Source organism: Vibrio splendidus (assembly GCF_002873455.1).
In the GTDB taxonomy this organism is placed as follows: domain Bacteria; phylum Pseudomonadota; class Gammaproteobacteria; order Enterobacterales; family Vibrionaceae; genus Vibrio; species Vibrio splendidus_J.
The window spans coordinates 50,354-66,186 of the sequence record NZ_MCUN01000009.1; the positions used below are offsets into that span (position 1 = coordinate 50,354).

At 43.9% G+C, this 15,833-nt stretch carries 15 protein-coding genes; 7 read left to right on the top strand and 8 right to left on the bottom strand.

Annotated features, from left to right (window positions below; all coding sequences use genetic code 11):
• Positions 1-22 precede the first annotated feature (22 nt).
• Entirely contained in the window at positions 23-1,054 is a 1,032-nt protein-coding gene (locus tag BCU75_RS07260; RefSeq protein ID WP_102473375.1) for an L-dopachrome tautomerase-related protein, read from the bottom strand.
• Between the two features lie 357 nt (positions 1,055-1,411).
• On the opposite strand from BCU75_RS07260, the gene BCU75_RS07265 reads away from it, so the two are divergent.
• The gene (locus tag BCU75_RS07265) at positions 1,412-2,200 is read left to right on the top strand and encodes an MBL fold metallo-hydrolase (RefSeq protein ID WP_102473376.1); all 789 of its coding nucleotides are present in this window, start codon (positions 1,412-1,414) and stop codon (positions 2,198-2,200) included.
• A gap of 74 nt (positions 2,201-2,274) precedes the next feature.
• Here BCU75_RS07265 and BCU75_RS07270 read toward each other — a convergent pair whose 3' ends face one another.
• A complete protein-coding gene (locus BCU75_RS07270; protein WP_004733090.1) occupies positions 2,275-2,703 on the bottom strand; it encodes an ATP-dependent zinc protease family protein in 429 nt (142 codons plus the stop codon).
• Positions 2,704-2,735: 32 nt separating this feature from the next.
• Positions 2,736-3,641 (bottom strand): 30S ribosomal protein S6--L-glutamate ligase, encoded by a 906-nt coding sequence (rimK, locus tag BCU75_RS07275; RefSeq protein WP_010428457.1) that lies wholly within the window; start codon positions 3,639-3,641, stop codon positions 2,736-2,738.
• Between the two features lie 603 nt (positions 3,642-4,244).
• Here rimK and BCU75_RS07280 point away from each other — a divergent pair.
• Positions 4,245-6,029 (top strand): SgrR family transcriptional regulator, encoded by a 1,785-nt coding sequence (locus tag BCU75_RS07280; RefSeq protein WP_102473377.1) that lies wholly within the window; start codon positions 4,245-4,247, stop codon positions 6,027-6,029.
• A gap of 141 nt (positions 6,030-6,170) precedes the next feature.
• On the opposite strand, the gene BCU75_RS07285 is transcribed toward BCU75_RS07280, so the two are convergent.
• Entirely contained in the window at positions 6,171-6,596 is a 426-nt protein-coding gene (locus BCU75_RS07285; RefSeq protein WP_076676326.1) for a MarR family winged helix-turn-helix transcriptional regulator, read from the bottom strand.
• 97 nt (positions 6,597-6,693) lie between these two features.
• Between BCU75_RS07285 and BCU75_RS07290 the strand changes: the two genes are divergently transcribed.
• From BCU75_RS07290 to BCU75_RS07305, 4 genes are all read left to right on the top strand, one after another.
• Positions 6,694-7,185, top strand: coding sequence for a DUF2798 domain-containing protein (locus tag BCU75_RS07290; RefSeq protein ID WP_102473378.1), 492 nt, complete (start codon positions 6,694-6,696; stop codon positions 7,183-7,185).
• A gap of 33 nt (positions 7,186-7,218) precedes the next feature.
• Positions 7,219-7,524, top strand: coding sequence for a DUF3861 domain-containing protein (locus BCU75_RS07295; protein WP_102473379.1), 306 nt, complete (start codon positions 7,219-7,221; stop codon positions 7,522-7,524).
• A 206-nt stretch (positions 7,525-7,730) separates the two neighbouring features.
• A complete protein-coding gene (locus tag BCU75_RS07300; RefSeq protein ID WP_102473380.1) occupies positions 7,731-8,495 on the top strand; it encodes a hydratase in 765 nt (254 codons plus the stop codon).
• Positions 8,496-8,717: 222 nt separating this feature from the next.
• Complete coding sequence (locus tag BCU75_RS07305) at positions 8,718-10,076, top strand: Na+/H+ antiporter NhaC family protein (protein ID WP_102473381.1); 1,359 nt, start codon at positions 8,718-8,720, stop codon at positions 10,074-10,076.
• A 105-nt stretch (positions 10,077-10,181) separates the two neighbouring features.
• Here BCU75_RS07305 and BCU75_RS07310 read toward each other — a convergent pair whose 3' ends face one another.
• Positions 10,182-10,742, bottom strand: coding sequence for a cysteine hydrolase family protein (locus BCU75_RS07310; RefSeq protein ID WP_076676336.1), 561 nt, complete (start codon positions 10,740-10,742; stop codon positions 10,182-10,184).
• 107 nt (positions 10,743-10,849) lie between these two features.
• Between BCU75_RS07310 and BCU75_RS07315 the strand changes: the two genes are divergently transcribed.
• On the top strand, positions 10,850-11,782 hold the full coding sequence (locus tag BCU75_RS07315; protein WP_102473382.1) for a GlxA family transcriptional regulator: 933 nt from the start codon (positions 10,850-10,852) through the stop codon (positions 11,780-11,782).
• Positions 11,783-11,846: 64 nt separating this feature from the next.
• Here BCU75_RS07315 and BCU75_RS07320 read toward each other — a convergent pair whose 3' ends face one another.
• The 3 genes from BCU75_RS07320 to BCU75_RS07330 all read right to left on the bottom strand — a co-directional run bounded on the left by BCU75_RS07320 (position 11,847) and on the right by BCU75_RS07330 (position 15,574).
• Positions 11,847-13,007 carry a multidrug effflux MFS transporter gene (locus tag BCU75_RS07320; protein WP_102473383.1) on the bottom strand — a complete coding sequence of 387 codons (1,161 nt, stop codon included), beginning with the start codon at positions 13,005-13,007 and terminating at the stop codon, positions 11,847-11,849.
• 320 nt (positions 13,008-13,327) lie between these two features.
• Positions 13,328-13,708: a hypothetical protein gene (locus BCU75_RS07325; protein WP_102473384.1), complete on the bottom strand. Its 381-nt coding sequence runs from the start codon at positions 13,706-13,708 to the stop codon at positions 13,328-13,330.
• Positions 13,709-13,861: 153 nt separating this feature from the next.
• Entirely contained in the window at positions 13,862-15,574 is a 1,713-nt protein-coding gene (locus BCU75_RS07330) for an RluA family pseudouridine synthase (protein ID WP_102473385.1), read from the bottom strand.
• Positions 15,575-15,833 lie beyond the last annotated feature (259 nt).

Sequence of the window (15,833 nt, forward strand, 5' to 3'; positions counted from 1 at the left end):
TTAAAGGCTCACTTCTGTTGGATTATCGTCCGGTTGTCCCTTTAGCGAGTGCTTTGATTCGGACGACTTCGAATGGTCTAGTACCGGTATCTTTACCGTTGTTTAAGGCAGCTGTTCGATCAAGCTGGTTGACCGTTACGTAAATATAACCGTTAGGGCCAAATGACATGCCATCAGGCCAAGTTTGGTTGTCTGATAGTGTGGCTATGATTCGATATCCTTTTGGTGTGGAAACTCCAATAGCATTACTCTCAATATCCGTCACATAAACGTTCTGAGCACTGTCTACAGTAATACCATCTGAATAGGGTTTATCTGCGTATCTTTTAATATTATCTGCGACTGTCTTGCCATTGTTATCGAACTCACTTGCTTTGACTCGATAAATGGTGCGTCCATTAACAGCTCCGAAATAAATCCATTCGTAGGATGGATCGATGGTGATTGGGTTTAACGCAAAACCAGTTTTACTGTCGGCTTTCATTGATGGGTGGTTTTCTGCCACTCGAACCGCTTTCCCTGTCTTCAGGTCGACTGTTACAAAGGCTGGGATTGCCTCACTTTTTAGATCATTCTGGGTCATATCAGCAATAATAATGCGCTGTCTTTTTTGGTCTAAAGCAAAGTCTTGCAGAAAGCTTGTCGGTTTTAGAACAGAATCAGGTATTTTTATCGTTTTGATCAAGGCTTCATTTCGAGTATCCCAGCCCGTTATGGTATGAGTCGCCAGATCGAGGATCCACGCGACTCCGTTGTCATCCGTCCGAATGGCAATGACGGCTTTAAACTGAGAGTTTTCACCTTGTGCATATTCCATTGTCGGGTATGGCGTTTGATTTCCAGCCACGCTTAACTCGATTACTTTAGTCGTTGGATGATCAAGCGGATGAACGCTCAACAATAAACGCCCATCTGGTGTAACTGAAGGGTTACCTGGGCGTTCAGTCATGGTCGCGACCACGGTAGCTTGTTTTGGAGTGAGTTCAGCCTCTGCATGTGCATAAGTAGATAAAATTGCGCTCACTAGCACGGTGTTGATTAATGTTTTTTTCATTTTATTCCCCTTGATAATTCACGTAAATGTTACCAATGGGTTAACATTCATCAACAGCATTGTATTTGTTACACCTTCAAAATAAATTTGGTAATGAGCTTTAATCGGTTTTCTTTCATGCATATCGATAATGGGTTAAATTTAAACTTAGTACTTAAAAATCATAATGATGAAAGCAATTTTATATTGTGATTACTTTTTGTTTCGGGTAACAGGTTCATCTTTTTGTTATCAATGTCAGTAATTTTGAACTCACAAAACCACAGTTTGTTGATCTTTGCTATATTCTGGTTAGACCACTTGTTGCTGAACTGTTAATCAGTTCTGATCGGCTGGAATAACGAATAGGAATACGGTTTGCAACTTCATACCATCAAAGGCTATATCCAAGAAATGTATCTCGTAGAGTATCCAGATCGGTTGCTGTTACTTGATGGCGCGTGCCGAGCGGATATACCACATCTTAGAGCTTTCATTAAAGAAGAGCTTGGTCGCGAATTTAGTGACCTGCATACAGTGGTCGTGACGCACATGCACCCAGACCATGCAGGAGCAGCGCATAAGCTCAGAAAGCTCACCAATTGTAATTTGGTAGCAGCAAATCGAGATAAAAACTGGTATCACGGTATCGATGGCATATTGATGCACCTGACTGATCTGGCGCTTGCACGATGGATGGCAAACAGATTGGGTAAGCCTAAAGCTAACCTATGGTATTCAAGAAAATTAAAGCCGGACTACAAGCTGTCGGATGGTGAGAGCATTCCGGGTTTTGATGACTGGTTGGTTCTAGAAACACCGGGGCACACTGACAGAGATCTTTCAGTTTATTGTCCCTCTCACAGCGTTGCCTATGTGGCAGACCTAATGGTGGAAGTGAAAAAGAAGCTGATTCCGCCTTTCCCAATTTTTCATCCCAATAAGTATCGAGAGTCGGTATCTCGTATTTATAACATGCAGCTCGACACCTTGCTGGTGGCGCATGGGGGACAAGTGAATTTGAGTGAGCAAGCGTTTGAACACCTGCTGATGAGTGCACCAAGAAGGCCAGTAACACATTGGCGAGTGACTAAGATTAAACTCAAAGGCTTGCTAAAATCTGTTTGGCGGTTTGGGTTTAAAGAGAAAAAAAATCGCCATAAATAATAAAGGCCAGTCTCAAAGACTGGCCTTATTAATACGCGTTGTTGACTCACTATTTGAGCTGTGGAGCAGTTCAATTAGTGAGAAATTAGAAATTCGCCCGCTGGGTCAACAATCACTTTGTCACTCATGCCTTGACGACCAAGCAGCATCATATAAGTCATATCTTGACGGTTGCTTAGTGTGATATCGATAGGCCATTCCTGACCACCAATTTTTAGCATGGTTTCAATCACACAACGGTGTTCAACTTCGCCGTTCGATGATTTGATTCTTTTACTCGTTTTCAGCTTCGCCTTGCAGCGCACAGTCTCTTCTAGGTGGTAAACGTCTGGGTGAAGATCGAACTCAACGAAGTTTTCACCGTCTGTTTTTACACATAGTAGATTGTCTACGTGCAGAGAAGAGGTTTGAGCCCCTGTATCAACACGCGTATGTAGTCCAGTTATCCCTAACTCTGGTAAGCAAAGTGCTTCTGTATTCCCTATGATCATTTTATTGTTCATGTTTTTTCCAATCATGAGTAAACGGCGTTTAATCAGCCTTTGCCACGAGTACGGTTAGCGTTTGGTTTTGCATTTTTTTCGATGAATCCGAAAATCATGTCTGCTACATCTTTACCTGTCGCTTTCTCGATACCTTCTAGGCCTGGAGAAGAGTTCACTTCCATTACAACAGGGCCATTCTTAGATTGTAGAATATCGACACCACATAGGTTTAAACCCATGATTTTAGCTGCATTGATCGCTGTAGCGCGCTCTTCTTTGGTTAGTTTAACCAATTGAGCTGTACCGCCACGGTGCAGGTTAGAGCGGAATTCACCCTCACCAGCTTGGCGTTTCATTGCTGCAATAACCTTGTTACCCACAACAAAACAACGAATGTCTGCGCCATTAGCTTCTTCAATGAACTCTTGAACCAAGATGTTCGCTTTTAGGCCCATGAATGCTTCGATAACGCTTTCAGCTGCTTTGTTTGTTTCTGCTAGAACCACGCCGATACCTTGAGTACCTTCAAGAAGCTTGATAACCAGTGGCGCACCACCTACGTTTTTGATCAAGTCTTGAATCTTGTCTGGGCGGCTAGCGAAACCTGTTTTTGGTAAGCCAATACCTTTACGAGACAACAATTGTAGTGAGCGCAGTTTGTCGCGAGAACGGCTGATTGCTACTGACTCATTGATACAAAAAGTGCCCATCATTTCGAATTGGCGAACAACCGCAGTGCCGTAAAAGGTAATGGAAGCGCCAATACGTGGAATAACAGCATCGTATTGAGGTAGCTCTTCACCCATGTAGCGAATCTTCGGATTGTTACTCGCGATATCTATATCACAGTGCAGCGTGTCGATAACATCGACCTGGTGACCACGAGCTTCTCCTGCCGCTTTTAAGCGAGAAGTAGAGTATAGATTTTCGTTGCGAGAAAGAATTGCGATACGCATGGCGTTTCCTTAGTTAATACCTGATTGGTAGCTGCAAATAAATTAGTTGTTAGCTGAGCTTTCAGTTTTTCTGAGGCTCCTTGCTTGCTTCGGGGCGAACCTTAAGGCTTTTCGTTTAACTAAGAAAACGAATTAAATTTGTCGAGTCGACAACAGAAATTTATCGTATGTGTGAGTGATTGGTACGGCAGGGTTTAGAGGGAGTTTTGAATGGAAAAGCGAGTTGAGACCTAACTCATATTGGGGGTAGGAGCATATTAGGTTGTACTCAACTCGCGTTAACTCGGTGCTTAAAAGTGTACTAATAACGCCAGTTACATAGCTCTATAAGTGTTCGTAGTGCTTCTCTTTCGAGCTTGCTACAGGTGCTTTTAAGCTTGTTAAGATAGTATTTTCTCATGATGATTACTTCTCTTGTATTAGGCTTTGGTGGGAACTCAAAGTTCCTTGTTGACCCATTAATTATGGCCACTTAATAGGAAGTAATAAACAGATAGGTTTTTACTAAGTTGTTCCTGTTTTTGTCTTTTAGCGCTACTTTTGGGCTGATATGTTTTATAATGAGCTTAATCAGGAAGGGTTGTTTCTAAAAAGGTTCATTATTTGTCTGATCTAAACATGATGCGTTACTACACAAGGCTAGATTCGTTCGAGCCTAACTTTTCACACTCGGTGACATTAACTGAGGTGGCTGACAAGCTGTTTACCAGTTTACGCCACGCAAGAACCTTGTTAGGTAAGATGCATCAGGCTGAATGGGTGGTGTGGGAGCCAAAAGTCGGGAGGAATCAACGTTCTAACCTGACATTGTGCTTTAGCAGCCAACAACTGACTCAACATGTCGCCAGTAAACTCATCGAACAGGGCAAGTACGAAAAAGCGCTCTCAATTTTAGACAATGACCGTGCTGTATTTGGCTCTCTCCTCCAAGAAACCTCTGGTGCGACGATGCGTGAAGGGTTGCTGCACGTTCAATTAACCTACAAGCGTAAGTTTGAGGATCTTTTTCCACATCATATTCACCGCAGCAGTGAACGATTTTTGATTAGGCAAGTGTTCAGCTGCCTCGTCACTTGTAATGGCAAGGGCAAGTTGAAGCCTGAACTGGCGCACCATTGGGAATATGATGCTGAAAAGTTAGTTTGGACTTTCTATTTGCGCCCAGGCTTAACCTTCCACGATGGTAACCCCGTCGACGCCAAACAGCTAGTATCGTTGTTTACTGCTTTACAACCGCTACCTTTTTATCAGAAAGAGTTAGCCCATGTTGCTTCGGTTTACAGTGAGCAGCCGTTAAGAATCAGCTTTCAATTGACCAAAGCCGATACTGGTTTTGCTGGCTTATTGGCTGGCGTTAAATATTCCATTCAACCAGCGGCGCAAGTAACCCGTGAACCCTCTCCATTAAATTCGGTATCGCATACCGTGATTGGAACCGGACCATTTAAAGTGGTTGAGACCAATAATGAACGAATCAAACTCGCTGCATTTGAGCACTATTATGGTTGTCGTTCTTTAACCGATGAGGTGACTATCTGGCAGTTTGAGGAGTCAATGACGAGCAGCGCTCGGTTTGATGACAGTCAGATGCACGTATCGCCTTATGAAGATTCTTCTTGTTTTCATCAATTAGGGAAAAGCGATGCGGAGCTTGTTTCTGCAGACACCGATGGCCTTCGTAGCCGAGTTGAGGATGGGTGCTTATTTATCCTGTTTAATCAGAGCTCAGTGGCTAGTCCACTGAATAATGAGCAGCGTAAATACCTTTCAGAACTCACCAACCCACAAGCGATTTTGTCTCAGTTGGAACAGAATAAGGGTTTGTTCAGTGTGTCTTTGGCTCAGAATATACTGCCAAATTGGCAGAAATTGTATCGAACGCCTTCGGTAGAAGCGCAATTGCCGAAAAAGATGAGTATTGCGGTTTACGACTACTATGCGTTGTACCGATGTGCCATCTGCGTATCAGACATATTGAAACGATATGGCGTGGAAGTTGAAGTGAATACCTACAGTTTTCGAGAACTGGCGCAGCTTTCTCAAAGTGGCGGCCTAACAGAAGATTTGGTGCTGTGTAACCTGAACCTAGATGACAATGCCCCGTCTTCGCTGTTCTCGTGGATGATGAATGATCCTGTTTTGCATTCAGCTTTAGGAGATCTGAACAGTGATTGGCTCAAACAGCGCTTGGATAGTCATAAAGCCTCTGTAGAACTGCCTAATTACTTGGCAGAGCTAGAACCTATCGCGTCCACTTTGATCTCAGATTATTGGTTAGTGCCTATATTCCACCACCTACAAACCGTGCGTTTCCAAGGTATTCTGAAAAACGTAGCCATCACCAACTGGGGATGGCCAGATTTTAAGAATGTATGGTCTGCTGATTAGTCTCGCCAATCTACAAAAACAAGTTTTGAAAGCCGATCCTATTTTTATAGGTTTGCTTTCTAGCTTTCTAGCTTTCTAGCTTTCTAGCTTTCTAGCTTTTTAACATCCTAATTTTCAAATGTTCGGACTTAGTACTTTAGATCAGCTTTCTAGGTTGTGAGCCATTTTGTTGGCGACTTTTCGGAACTGTTCTAGCTCGTCGTCGGCCATGCCTTTGGTCATTCTTTGCAGCATCTCTCGATCAATATTCGATACCTTACTCATGATCTCTTGACCCTTATCGGTCAGAACCAATAACTGGCTACGCTTGTCTTCTGGGTTCGGAGATTTCTTCACAAGTTCCTGACTGATCAAAGCGTTAATCAATCGAGTGACCTGTGCTTTATCGCGATTTAAGAAGTGCGCGATATCGATAGCCGTACATGGAGACTTCTTGGTAATGATCTTCATGACACGAATGTTCATGGGTGCGATCTCAGAGTCCAAGCTCTCAATCTGCTCGCTCATTTGACGTTTCAAAGAGTGCACTAAGCGAAAGATGGATTCTAGCGATGTGTTATCAGACATAAACGATCCTCAGAAAAGTAGTTGACAATGTCAACTACAGTATTTGTAGTTGACATTATCAACTTAATTGTTCGTAAATTCAAGACAGGAAATAGATATGACGATTCAAGCAACACTAACGCCAACTCTTCCTGAGCAAAAAGGCACCCCAGTTTTATACAAAATTTTGGTCATGATGAGCTTAATGCTAACCATTGGCGGCAGCTTAACGGCCGTGATGACCTACATGAATGTCGGATTCGGTGAGGCATTCATCGGTAACTGGCTCTCTTCGTTAACCCTAGTTGTCGTGATTATGATGCCAATTGGCGTGGTAATGATGACTTTGGTGACTAAGTTGGTCGCCAAGGTATTACCCAATAACGGCGAGAAAGCTCGTAACTTAGTCGTGGGATTGATTATGGCTTTTATCATGGAGTCCATCATGGCATTTGTAACAGCGGCAAATAATATTGGATTTTCGGATACATCGGCGTTTACCAGTGGATGGTTTAATGGATTTATTGCTGCGCTTCCTATTGGCCTTACGATCATGGTCGTGATGTCGATGACGGTAAAACCTAAGCTCGAACGATTCATGAAGAGCTAGTCAAAACACTTTTTAGCATTTTAGGAGATCCACATGACAGCATTGACAGGCAAACATAACAACTACCGTATCACTATCGAAGAAGTGAACATTAAAGAAGATCGTGAACTGCAAACCATGCAGTTTGAAATTGAAGACAGAGAAAACATGTTCGCGATTGTTGAGAAGATCAAACAAGACAGTGGTTTAGACGAGCAATCTGCAGCGCGACTCGGGGTGAGCATCCGCTTACTCGGCCCAATGATGATGCAAGATAGAAAGCACCCTCTGTTTGTTGATTTCATGCCTCACTTCAGAAACTTCATGCAGAATCTGAAGAAGACGTTGAAAGGGCAGTAAAGCCTAATCATCAGTAATACATCGAAAAGCCAGTAACCAACTTACTGGTTTTTTTTGTATTTAAATCAACATAATTTCAGTTGCTTGCGTTTAGAATATGTGGAAATTGATGGCTGAATTTACGGTGTTGCTTCGTTGTTTAATTGTCTATTCAAGCTTCAACAAATCCGATATTATACTGGTCATAAAAATAAAGGTGATATTATATGACAAATGTATTTAAGCAAGCCGCGGAAGAACTGCTAAGTCGTCGAACTGCGGGCACTAAAGCTCCAAGGTTAAACAAACAGTACCGTCCGAACAGCCTAGAAGATGCCTTGAAAATTCAAGCATCAATGATTGATCTTAAGAGCGATAAAGTGGGTGGTTGGAAGTGTTTATTACCTCTTGCCGAAGACAAGTTTATTGTTGCGCCTATCTTTTCGGGCAGCGTTCAACAAGGCGAAGTTTGTGAACTATTTGCAGACAACAACGTTGTTCGCGTAGAACCTGAAATTGCATTTACGCTTGCTAAGAGCCTGCCTGCAAACCAAGAAGGTTACAGCGAAGAGCAAATCAATGAAGCGATTGGTTCTTGCCATATGGCTCTTGAGTTAATGCAATCTCGCTTTGCTGATGACAGCGGCGCTGAGTTCTACGAAAAGCTTGCTGATGGCCTAGTAAACCAAGGTCTGTTCATTGGCCCTGAGATTGACCGCGAAAAAGCGTTCACTTCTGCTGAGATCAATATTGAAGTGACTCAAGGCGAACAAGTTCAAGCATTCGCAGGTAAGCACCCAAATACATTACCACCAAGCCCAATCTACTGGCTGATTAACTACATGACGCGTCGTGGCGTAGATTTCCAAGCGGGTGAAGCAATCATCACGGGTTCTTACTGCGGTATCGTAGAGATGGACTTCGATAAACCAACGACCTTCCACTACGAAGGCATTGGCGAATACCAAGTGACGTTCCAACAAAAACGCTAACTTAGCAAAAGCGGTAAGTTAGCAAAAAGCTAGCTTCTGCGCATACGCTACCTGTTATCTAAAGGTTGCTTACTTGGTTAGTAAGTAGCCTTTTCTATTATGTGATGTTCAATGGCACGCTTATAACTTTGCATTAATTTGGGTGTTTAGACGTCTAGACGTTGACAAGTTCTAAGTGTGACATTAGTCTCTCTTCTCCCTGTTCTATTGCGTTGTCGTTCCATGTCTAATTCAAAAAATTCTAATGCTGTAATTGCACCTTCTGCAGTTGCACTTATCCCTCTGATTGTCTTCCTAACGCTGTTTATTGGCGTGGGCACGTACTTGTCGCTACAAGGTGTCGATTTCGCTTTCTATCAACTGCCAGCGCCGATTGCGGCTTTACCTGCGGTGATGCTAGCGTTGTTGCTAAGCAAAGATAAATTGAACCGTGCTATCGAACAGTTCTTAGGTGGAGTAGGTCACAAAGACATTATTGCAATGTGTATGATCTACCTATTGGCAGGTGCTTTTGCGGCCGTGGCCAAAGCCTCTGGTGGTGTCGACGCGACGGTAAACCTAGGGTTATCGGCGATTCCAACAAGCATGATCCTACCGGGTATCTTCCTAATTTCAGCTTTCATCGCGACAGCAATGGGCACCTCAATGGGTACTATCGCTGCGGTTGCCCCTGTGGCACTAGGCATTGCAGATTCAGCAGGTATGAGCATTCCACTGACGGCTGGTGTTGTTTTAAGTGGCGCGATGTTTGGTGACAACCTTTCTATCATCTCTGATACCACAATTGCCGCGACACGTTCGCAAGGCTGTGAGATGAGAGATAAGTTTAAAGAGAACATCCGCATTGCACTTCCAGCTGCACTTATCGCAATTGTTATCTTTGCTTTCAACAGCACGGCAACTCAAGTGCCTGAAACTGGCCCAATCGAGTGGTTGAAAGTCCTTCCGTACATCACTATTTTGATTCTTGCTGTATCGGGCATGAATGTATTCGTTGTGCTGACGATTGGTATCTTACTGGCGGGTGGCGTGAGCCTAGGTTCTGTTGAGAACTACGGTTTAACGGATTACGCTCAAGATATCTATGCAGGCTTCGGCAACATGCAAGAGATCTTCTTACTGTCGATGCTGATTGGTGGCTTGAGTGAGTTGATGCGTCGTCAAGGTGGATTAGCGTTTCTGACTAATTTAGTGAGCGCTTTGATTCGTGCATTTGGTTCTTCTCACTCTAAGCAAGCCAATGGCCGTGCGAGTGAGCTAGGTATTGCTGGCTTGGTGTCTATGGTTAACGTGTGTACTGCAAACAACACAGTAGCGATCATTGTATCTGGTAGCGTGGCTCGCCAACTGGCGGAAGAGAATGATGTATCTCCACGTCGCTCTGCAAGCTTATTGGATATCTTTTCTTGTGTGATTCAAGGTGTATTGCCTTATGGTGCACAAGTGTTGCTATTAGGTTCGGTATTTAACCTATCGCCTCTAGAGATCGTGTCTAATTCATACTACTGTTTTGCTCTGGCAATCGTAGCTGTGGTTGCTGTGTTTATCAAACACCCAGCACGTCAAGTTGCTAAAGCCTAGTAGTAATTGACCAAACTCAGTCGTAACTCGCTTTGATAAGAAGGCTCCTGAATAGGAGCCTTTTTTGTGTTTGTAATGAACAGACTGAAAATTTCGGCTTACTTGTTAAAGAAGACTTTCAAGCTCATTGGCTGTTGCGACATTGCAGTAACCAAAGCTCAGTGCAGCCATGAATGCGGCATGGACATGCGCTGCTGGAACTTGAACGCCATTGAACTCCATGTCTAAGGTTGTGCAAGCGTCATGCGCTACGTGGCATTCATAGCCCAAATCGGTTGCTGCACGAGTCACAGCATCAATACACATGTGACTCATTGCGCCAACGATGATCAGTTTTTCAACGCCTTGCTCTTTTAGCACCTTGTTCAGTTCGGTGTCTCTAAAGCTATTGATTTGATGCTTTACGATAACAGGTTCGCCTTCTAGCGGAGTCACGCTGCTGTGGATTTGAGCACCGTCTGATTCTGGCAAGAAGAAAGGAGAATCATTCGTCGGAAACTCATGACGTACATGAACCACAGGAAGTTGCTTGTCTCTGAAAGCGGATAATAACTGTGCACCTTTTTCGGCTGCTTTCTCTGTTTCAGACAGCGCCCATTTTGCCCCCTCGTATGAAGGGAAATAGTCATTTTGAAAGTCGATAAGTAGTAGTGCAGTGTTCTTCATAGTCTATACCTTTGTATTTGGTGTATTTGGTGTATTTGGTGTATTGCGGTGTAGGGATATTATGAATACTCTGTAGTTTTTAGCGCACGTCAAAAATGACAGACTCTATGGCAATAGTGACAAAATCAGTAATGGTCGAAATCATCGACTATCCAGGCTCTCTGCAAAGTGCCGTGTTTGGCGTGAAAGAGTTTCTGCAGATGGCAAATTCTCTTGAACCTTCGGCTGAGAAGACTCAATTCAACGTTCAGATCCAAGCGCATGACAGTGTTGGCGTATCGAACACCGATATCATCATACTCCCACCGAATTTAGATGGTTGTTACTATCTAGAGCCGAGTGACACCTTGCTTGAGTACCTGATTGAGTCTCACCAAAGGGGGGCGATACTTTGCTCAGCTTGTGCAGGCGTGTTCATTTTGGCAAAAGCAGGTTTGTTAGAAGGGCGAACCGTGACCACGCACTGGCAAGCGCAGCAGAAGTTTACGGAGCTTTACCCACAGATCGCAGTCGATATCGACAAAATCTTGATTGATGATGCGGATGTGATGACCGCTGGTGGTTTGATGTCGTGGATGGATCTCGCTTTGTTTATCCTGACCAAATACACGACACCGACCAACACTCGTAATCTAGGTAAATATTTGGTGCTTGATACGGGGTTGAGAGAGCAACGTTACTATCATAGCTTTGTGCCGAACTATGCTCACGGTAATGACAAAATTGTGTCGGTGCAGCGTTTTATTCAAAAGAACCATCACCTTTCGTTGTCCCTTGATCAATTGGCTGAAGAAGCGTTCATGACTCGAAGAACCTTTATTCGTCAATTTACCAAGGCGACCAGCTTTACGCCGATTAACTATATCCAACACGTACGTATTCAAAGTGCATGCGAGTTATTGGAAAGCTCCCATAAGCCGGTTGAGCAGATCAGCTACCTAGTTGGTTATGAGGACGTAAATAGCTTTCGTAAGGTCTTTATGAAAATCATTGGCTTAACACCATCAAGATTTCGTTCTAGATTTCTCTCTGAGGAATGATTTTTAATAGTCACTATTCCTCAGGCTTCTTGAATCGTACTGTCAGTGAGCATCTTGGAGAGGCTTAATTCAGCTTCTTAGTCACGAACTCTTTGTTTCTGACCATCAACCACATCAGGCCGCCTAGCGTACCGACGGATAATTGAATAAAGCCTAGGTTTTCAATCAGTGAATCTGGACGGATTGAAACCAACACCATGCCAAGCGAACCACAAATCATGCTGAAGAACTGTATCAGTGCGACGGCAGAGCCCGTGTCATGATCTTGTTGGTTCAACATCAAGTTGGTACCCGGTACTCGCATGATGATCGCCATTAATGTCGCTGGTGCTGCGATGAACATGAAGAACCAAGGGGACAGGTCACCAATGGTTAGGGTAAAGATGCCCGCAAGCGCCAGCAAAGCGAAACATCCTGAGATGACCTTTTGAACCGGCATTCGGTAGGACAACTTCATGTAAATTGTTGGACCAAATGAGGCACATAATGCATTGAATGCAAACGCGTAACTAAACTGTTGTTCGGTCAATCCAAAGTGATCGATGTAGATATAAGAACCCGCCGCAAGAAAACCCATCAACGCCATCGGTATGATAGAGAAAATGACCAGCAGCTTGACGAACGAGCGGTTTTTCATGACCACGCCCATTCTTCCCCATGAGCGAAATATAGAACCTTGGTATTTGTTTTCGAGTGTTTCTCGGTAGCAGCAAGCTAATACTGACGCAAATGCACCAAAAATGGCGAGCGTGACAAACATCATTCGCCAAGACGCTATTTTCAGCAGGAAAGCACCAAATACAGGTGCGACCATCGGCGCGATGATCACCAACGACATGATAGTCGCCATGATCTTTTCGCGTTCTCGGCCGTCATAAAGGTCTTTCACAATGGCAGTTGCGATAACGGTGATAGCACTGCCCGCAAAGGCTTGGAATATACGAGCACCAATCAACTGCTCGATGCTATTGGTCATGGCACATAAGACGCTCGCCACCATATAGCTTGCGATGCCAATGAGTAGAATCGGCTTACGCCCGAACTTTTCACTGAGCGGTCCCCAGAACAACAGGCCAACCGCATAGGTCACGAAGTAGCTGCTCAGGGTTAGGTTGACCATCGATTGGTCGGTATTGAACACTTCAACCATTTGCGGAAGGGCTGGCAAATACAAGTCGATGGTCAATGGAGGAAACGCACTGATGATGACGAGGAAAAATAGCATACCGGTCTTACCCAGTATTGGTTGTGGTTGCTTCAAGGTATTCCCCGCTATCCCATAAAGGGTTTTTAATGGATGTGTGTTGGTTTCAGAAGGTTTAAGACACGCTAGACATGAAGAATGGATTTGCTCAAGAACTTGGCGGAAAATCTCTAATGGCTTGTCTTGGTACTTATTGTATTACAAAATATTATCACTCTTATAGTGAACGAGTTCAACCTGTTAGTGACTAGGTTAGATTACAATGATGATTGATAGATTGTAATGCGGATCGATAGTTTGTAATGCTTATCGAAAGGTTGTAGCAGCTATGAATTAGCTGGTTATCTTTTCTTTGAGCGTTTTTCTACCAAGCCGTTTCGCTCCAAACCACGTCTAACGCTACTGCACAGCTTACCAAAACGGCGCAGTTCTTCGAAGTTGGGGCCTTGGCCAATTGAAATACTGTGCTCCCAGTACATCAACTCACTGTCGACCATCTCTAGTAGCTTCTTAGAGCAACCCGAGCAGTTTCCTTTTGGCCCACAGATAAACGTCTCCGATTCGTAAAGTGGGAGTTCGTTTTTAACTTCTTCAATTAAACTTAGCATTGCCAAATTTAGATTAGGCTTTTTGGTTGCTAGTGGTTTCAAGCTTGGTGCTTGCGCAGTTATCAAAGAAGAAGTTTGTGTGTTGTGGTGCAAATTCAAAGCAGCTGATGACATATCAAAGGCCTCAAGGAGAGAAGAAGGTGGGCATGCTACTCTTCACAACAAAGTGAATCTTGATGTAGTGCAATAAGCGTGGAGATATACCCAAAAGAGGTAGGAGCCACAAGCGGTGTGACTCCTTTTAAAGCTCGGTACTAATGAGAGATTTTAGAATTCAGCGTTGAACTGGAACTCCATCCACTCTTTGGTTACTGGGTGGTGCAGAGCAAGCCTTTCTGCGTGTAAGTGCAGTCGTTCGGCTTTGTTTCCATACAATCCATCACCTAAAATAGGCATGTTAAGCCCTTCTTCATGTGAACAGTGAACACGTAATTGGTGTGTGCGGCCCGTTTTCGGGTGCAGATAAACCTTGGTGGTGTCTTGGTTTCGCTCAATCACTTCCCATTTCGTTTCAGCAGGCTTGCCGTGTTCGAAGCAGACAATCTGACGAGGACGATCGTATAAATCTCCACGGAGTGGTAAGCGAACATAACCTTCATCTTGCTCTAAAACGCCTTCTATCATTGCCACGTAACGTTTTTCAACTTCACGAGTAATGAATTGCTTCTGTAAGCTTTTGTTCGCGCGTCGTGTAAGAGCGAATATCAAGATGCCAGAGGTGGCCATATCTAAGCGGTGGATAACAAATGGCCCTTCAACATCGGGATGCATTTCTTGAACACGAGTGTAGGCCGAATCTTTGATGGTTTTACCCGGTACGGATAGAAAACCTGCTGGTTTATGTACCACGACGATGTGCTCATCTTGGAACAAGATATCGAGGTCTTTTCCTTCCGCAGGGTTTTCTAATAATGGGTTCGGATCCACCTCAAGGCCTTTCATCATATGGCCGAGAATCGGAACGCATTTGCTCTGACAAGATGCATAGTATTTCTTGTGCTTACGGATTTCTGATTTCGGGGAACGACCCCACCAGAATTCAGCAAGCGCCAGTGGTGTGTAACCGTTCAAATAAGCGTACTGAAGTAATTTAGGAGCGGCGCATTCGCCAGAGCCTGCTGGTGGTATCTTGTTGGGGGTGTCTTCAAAGATCTGGTTAAGATCCTCAATGTTACCTTCCGCATTCTGGAAAGCATATTGCGAAAACAGTTTGTGTTGAAGCTGATGAGAAAGGTGCGCTCTTTGCTCTTTTAGTTCAACTAATTGATTAGTAAACACATCAACTTTGATTTGTAACTCGTTTAAGATCTGTTCCCAGTTGAGCTTAAGATATTTTTGCTGATTTTTGTCGGCAACACTAGCCTTGTTTAGCTCGTTATTTAGCTGCTCGAAAGCTTGCTCATCAAGGTTCTCTTTACCTTGTTCTCGCTGTTCTTTACGTGTTTTTCGGCCTTCTATAATCAACAAACGTTGCGCTTCGATCTCCTGTTCTGCCTGTGCTTTTTGTTGTGCCAGTTGCTCGCACAGTTCAAGGTAATCAGCGTTCGCTTGTAGCGCTTTAAATTTCGCATTCACAGCCATCATATCGGCTGTATCTTGATGGAAAAAGCTGTCGCTGCTCAACATGTCGAATACGGGCGGCACAAAGTGAGGCAGTAGGTTTTGGTCGGCGATTTTTCCAGAGAAAGCAGAGAAGTAACCCAATTCACCTTCTGGGCTTCTCACCAACAACACGCCAAACATCTTGCCGCGGCCTGCGTCAGAATCTAAGCCGAAGTCATGCTGCCAGTCGGTTTGAGTTTCTAGATATTGTTGAAGCTGATGAGAGGCGATTTCACACAGTGGGTGCGGTTCGTAGTAGAACGGGAATGTGAAACGCTCAGGCAACGAATATGACTCGATCGGCTGTTGAAAGCGGGTGAAGCAATGCTCAGGTGTGTGGCCGTTATCTGAGTCGTGCGTTGAGTTTGATGAGTGCATAGTCGTCTTAATACTTATATCGTGGTGATAAATGTTTGTGAGTCTACTGTGTATGTTTAAAGGCTTTAAACACAGTACAAGGCGGCGATTCTACTCTTTATCGAAAAGCGCCTCAAATAAGAAATGGTTCTATTACTGGATAGCTAAGCGAGATGGTTAACACTGAACCGATAAGTTATTGCTTGAACTTCATTAATTGATGAGTGGCCTCTCGTTTTTAATCATAGAAGACAACTTCACAAACGAAGGGTGGTAGCCT

Bases quoted from the DNA above. Each gene is read 5' to 3' on its own strand.
- BCU75_RS07260 (WP_102473375.1), bottom strand. From the start codon at position 1,054: ATGAAAAAAACATTAATCAACACCGTGCTAGTGAGCGCAATTTTATCT.
- BCU75_RS07270 (WP_004733090.1), bottom strand. From the start codon at position 2,703: ATGAACAATAAAATGATCATAGGGAATACAGAAGCACTTTGCTTACCA.
- rimK (WP_010428457.1), bottom strand. From the start codon at position 3,641: ATGCGTATCGCAATTCTTTCTCGCAACGAAAATCTATACTCTACTTCT.
- BCU75_RS07285 (WP_076676326.1), bottom strand. From the start codon at position 6,596: ATGTCTGATAACACATCGCTAGAATCCATCTTTCGCTTAGTGCACTCT.
- BCU75_RS07290 (WP_102473378.1), top strand. From the start codon at position 6,694: ATGACGATTCAAGCAACACTAACGCCAACTCTTCCTGAGCAAAAAGGC.
- BCU75_RS07295 (WP_102473379.1), top strand. From the start codon at position 7,219: ATGACAGCATTGACAGGCAAACATAACAACTACCGTATCACTATCGAA.
- BCU75_RS07300 (WP_102473380.1), top strand. From the start codon at position 7,731: ATGACAAATGTATTTAAGCAAGCCGCGGAAGAACTGCTAAGTCGTCGA.
- BCU75_RS07305 (WP_102473381.1), top strand. From the start codon at position 8,718: ATGTCTAATTCAAAAAATTCTAATGCTGTAATTGCACCTTCTGCAGTT.
- BCU75_RS07310 (WP_076676336.1), bottom strand. From the start codon at position 10,742: ATGAAGAACACTGCACTACTACTTATCGACTTTCAAAATGACTATTTC.
- BCU75_RS07315 (WP_102473382.1), top strand. From the start codon at position 10,850: ATGGCAATAGTGACAAAATCAGTAATGGTCGAAATCATCGACTATCCA.
- BCU75_RS07320 (WP_102473383.1), bottom strand. From the start codon at position 13,007: ATGCTATTTTTCCTCGTCATCATCAGTGCGTTTCCTCCATTGACCATC.
- BCU75_RS07325 (WP_102473384.1), bottom strand. From the start codon at position 13,708: ATGTCATCAGCTGCTTTGAATTTGCACCACAACACACAAACTTCTTCT.
- BCU75_RS07330 (WP_102473385.1), bottom strand. From the start codon at position 15,574: ATGCACTCATCAAACTCAACGCACGACTCAGATAACGGCCACACACCT.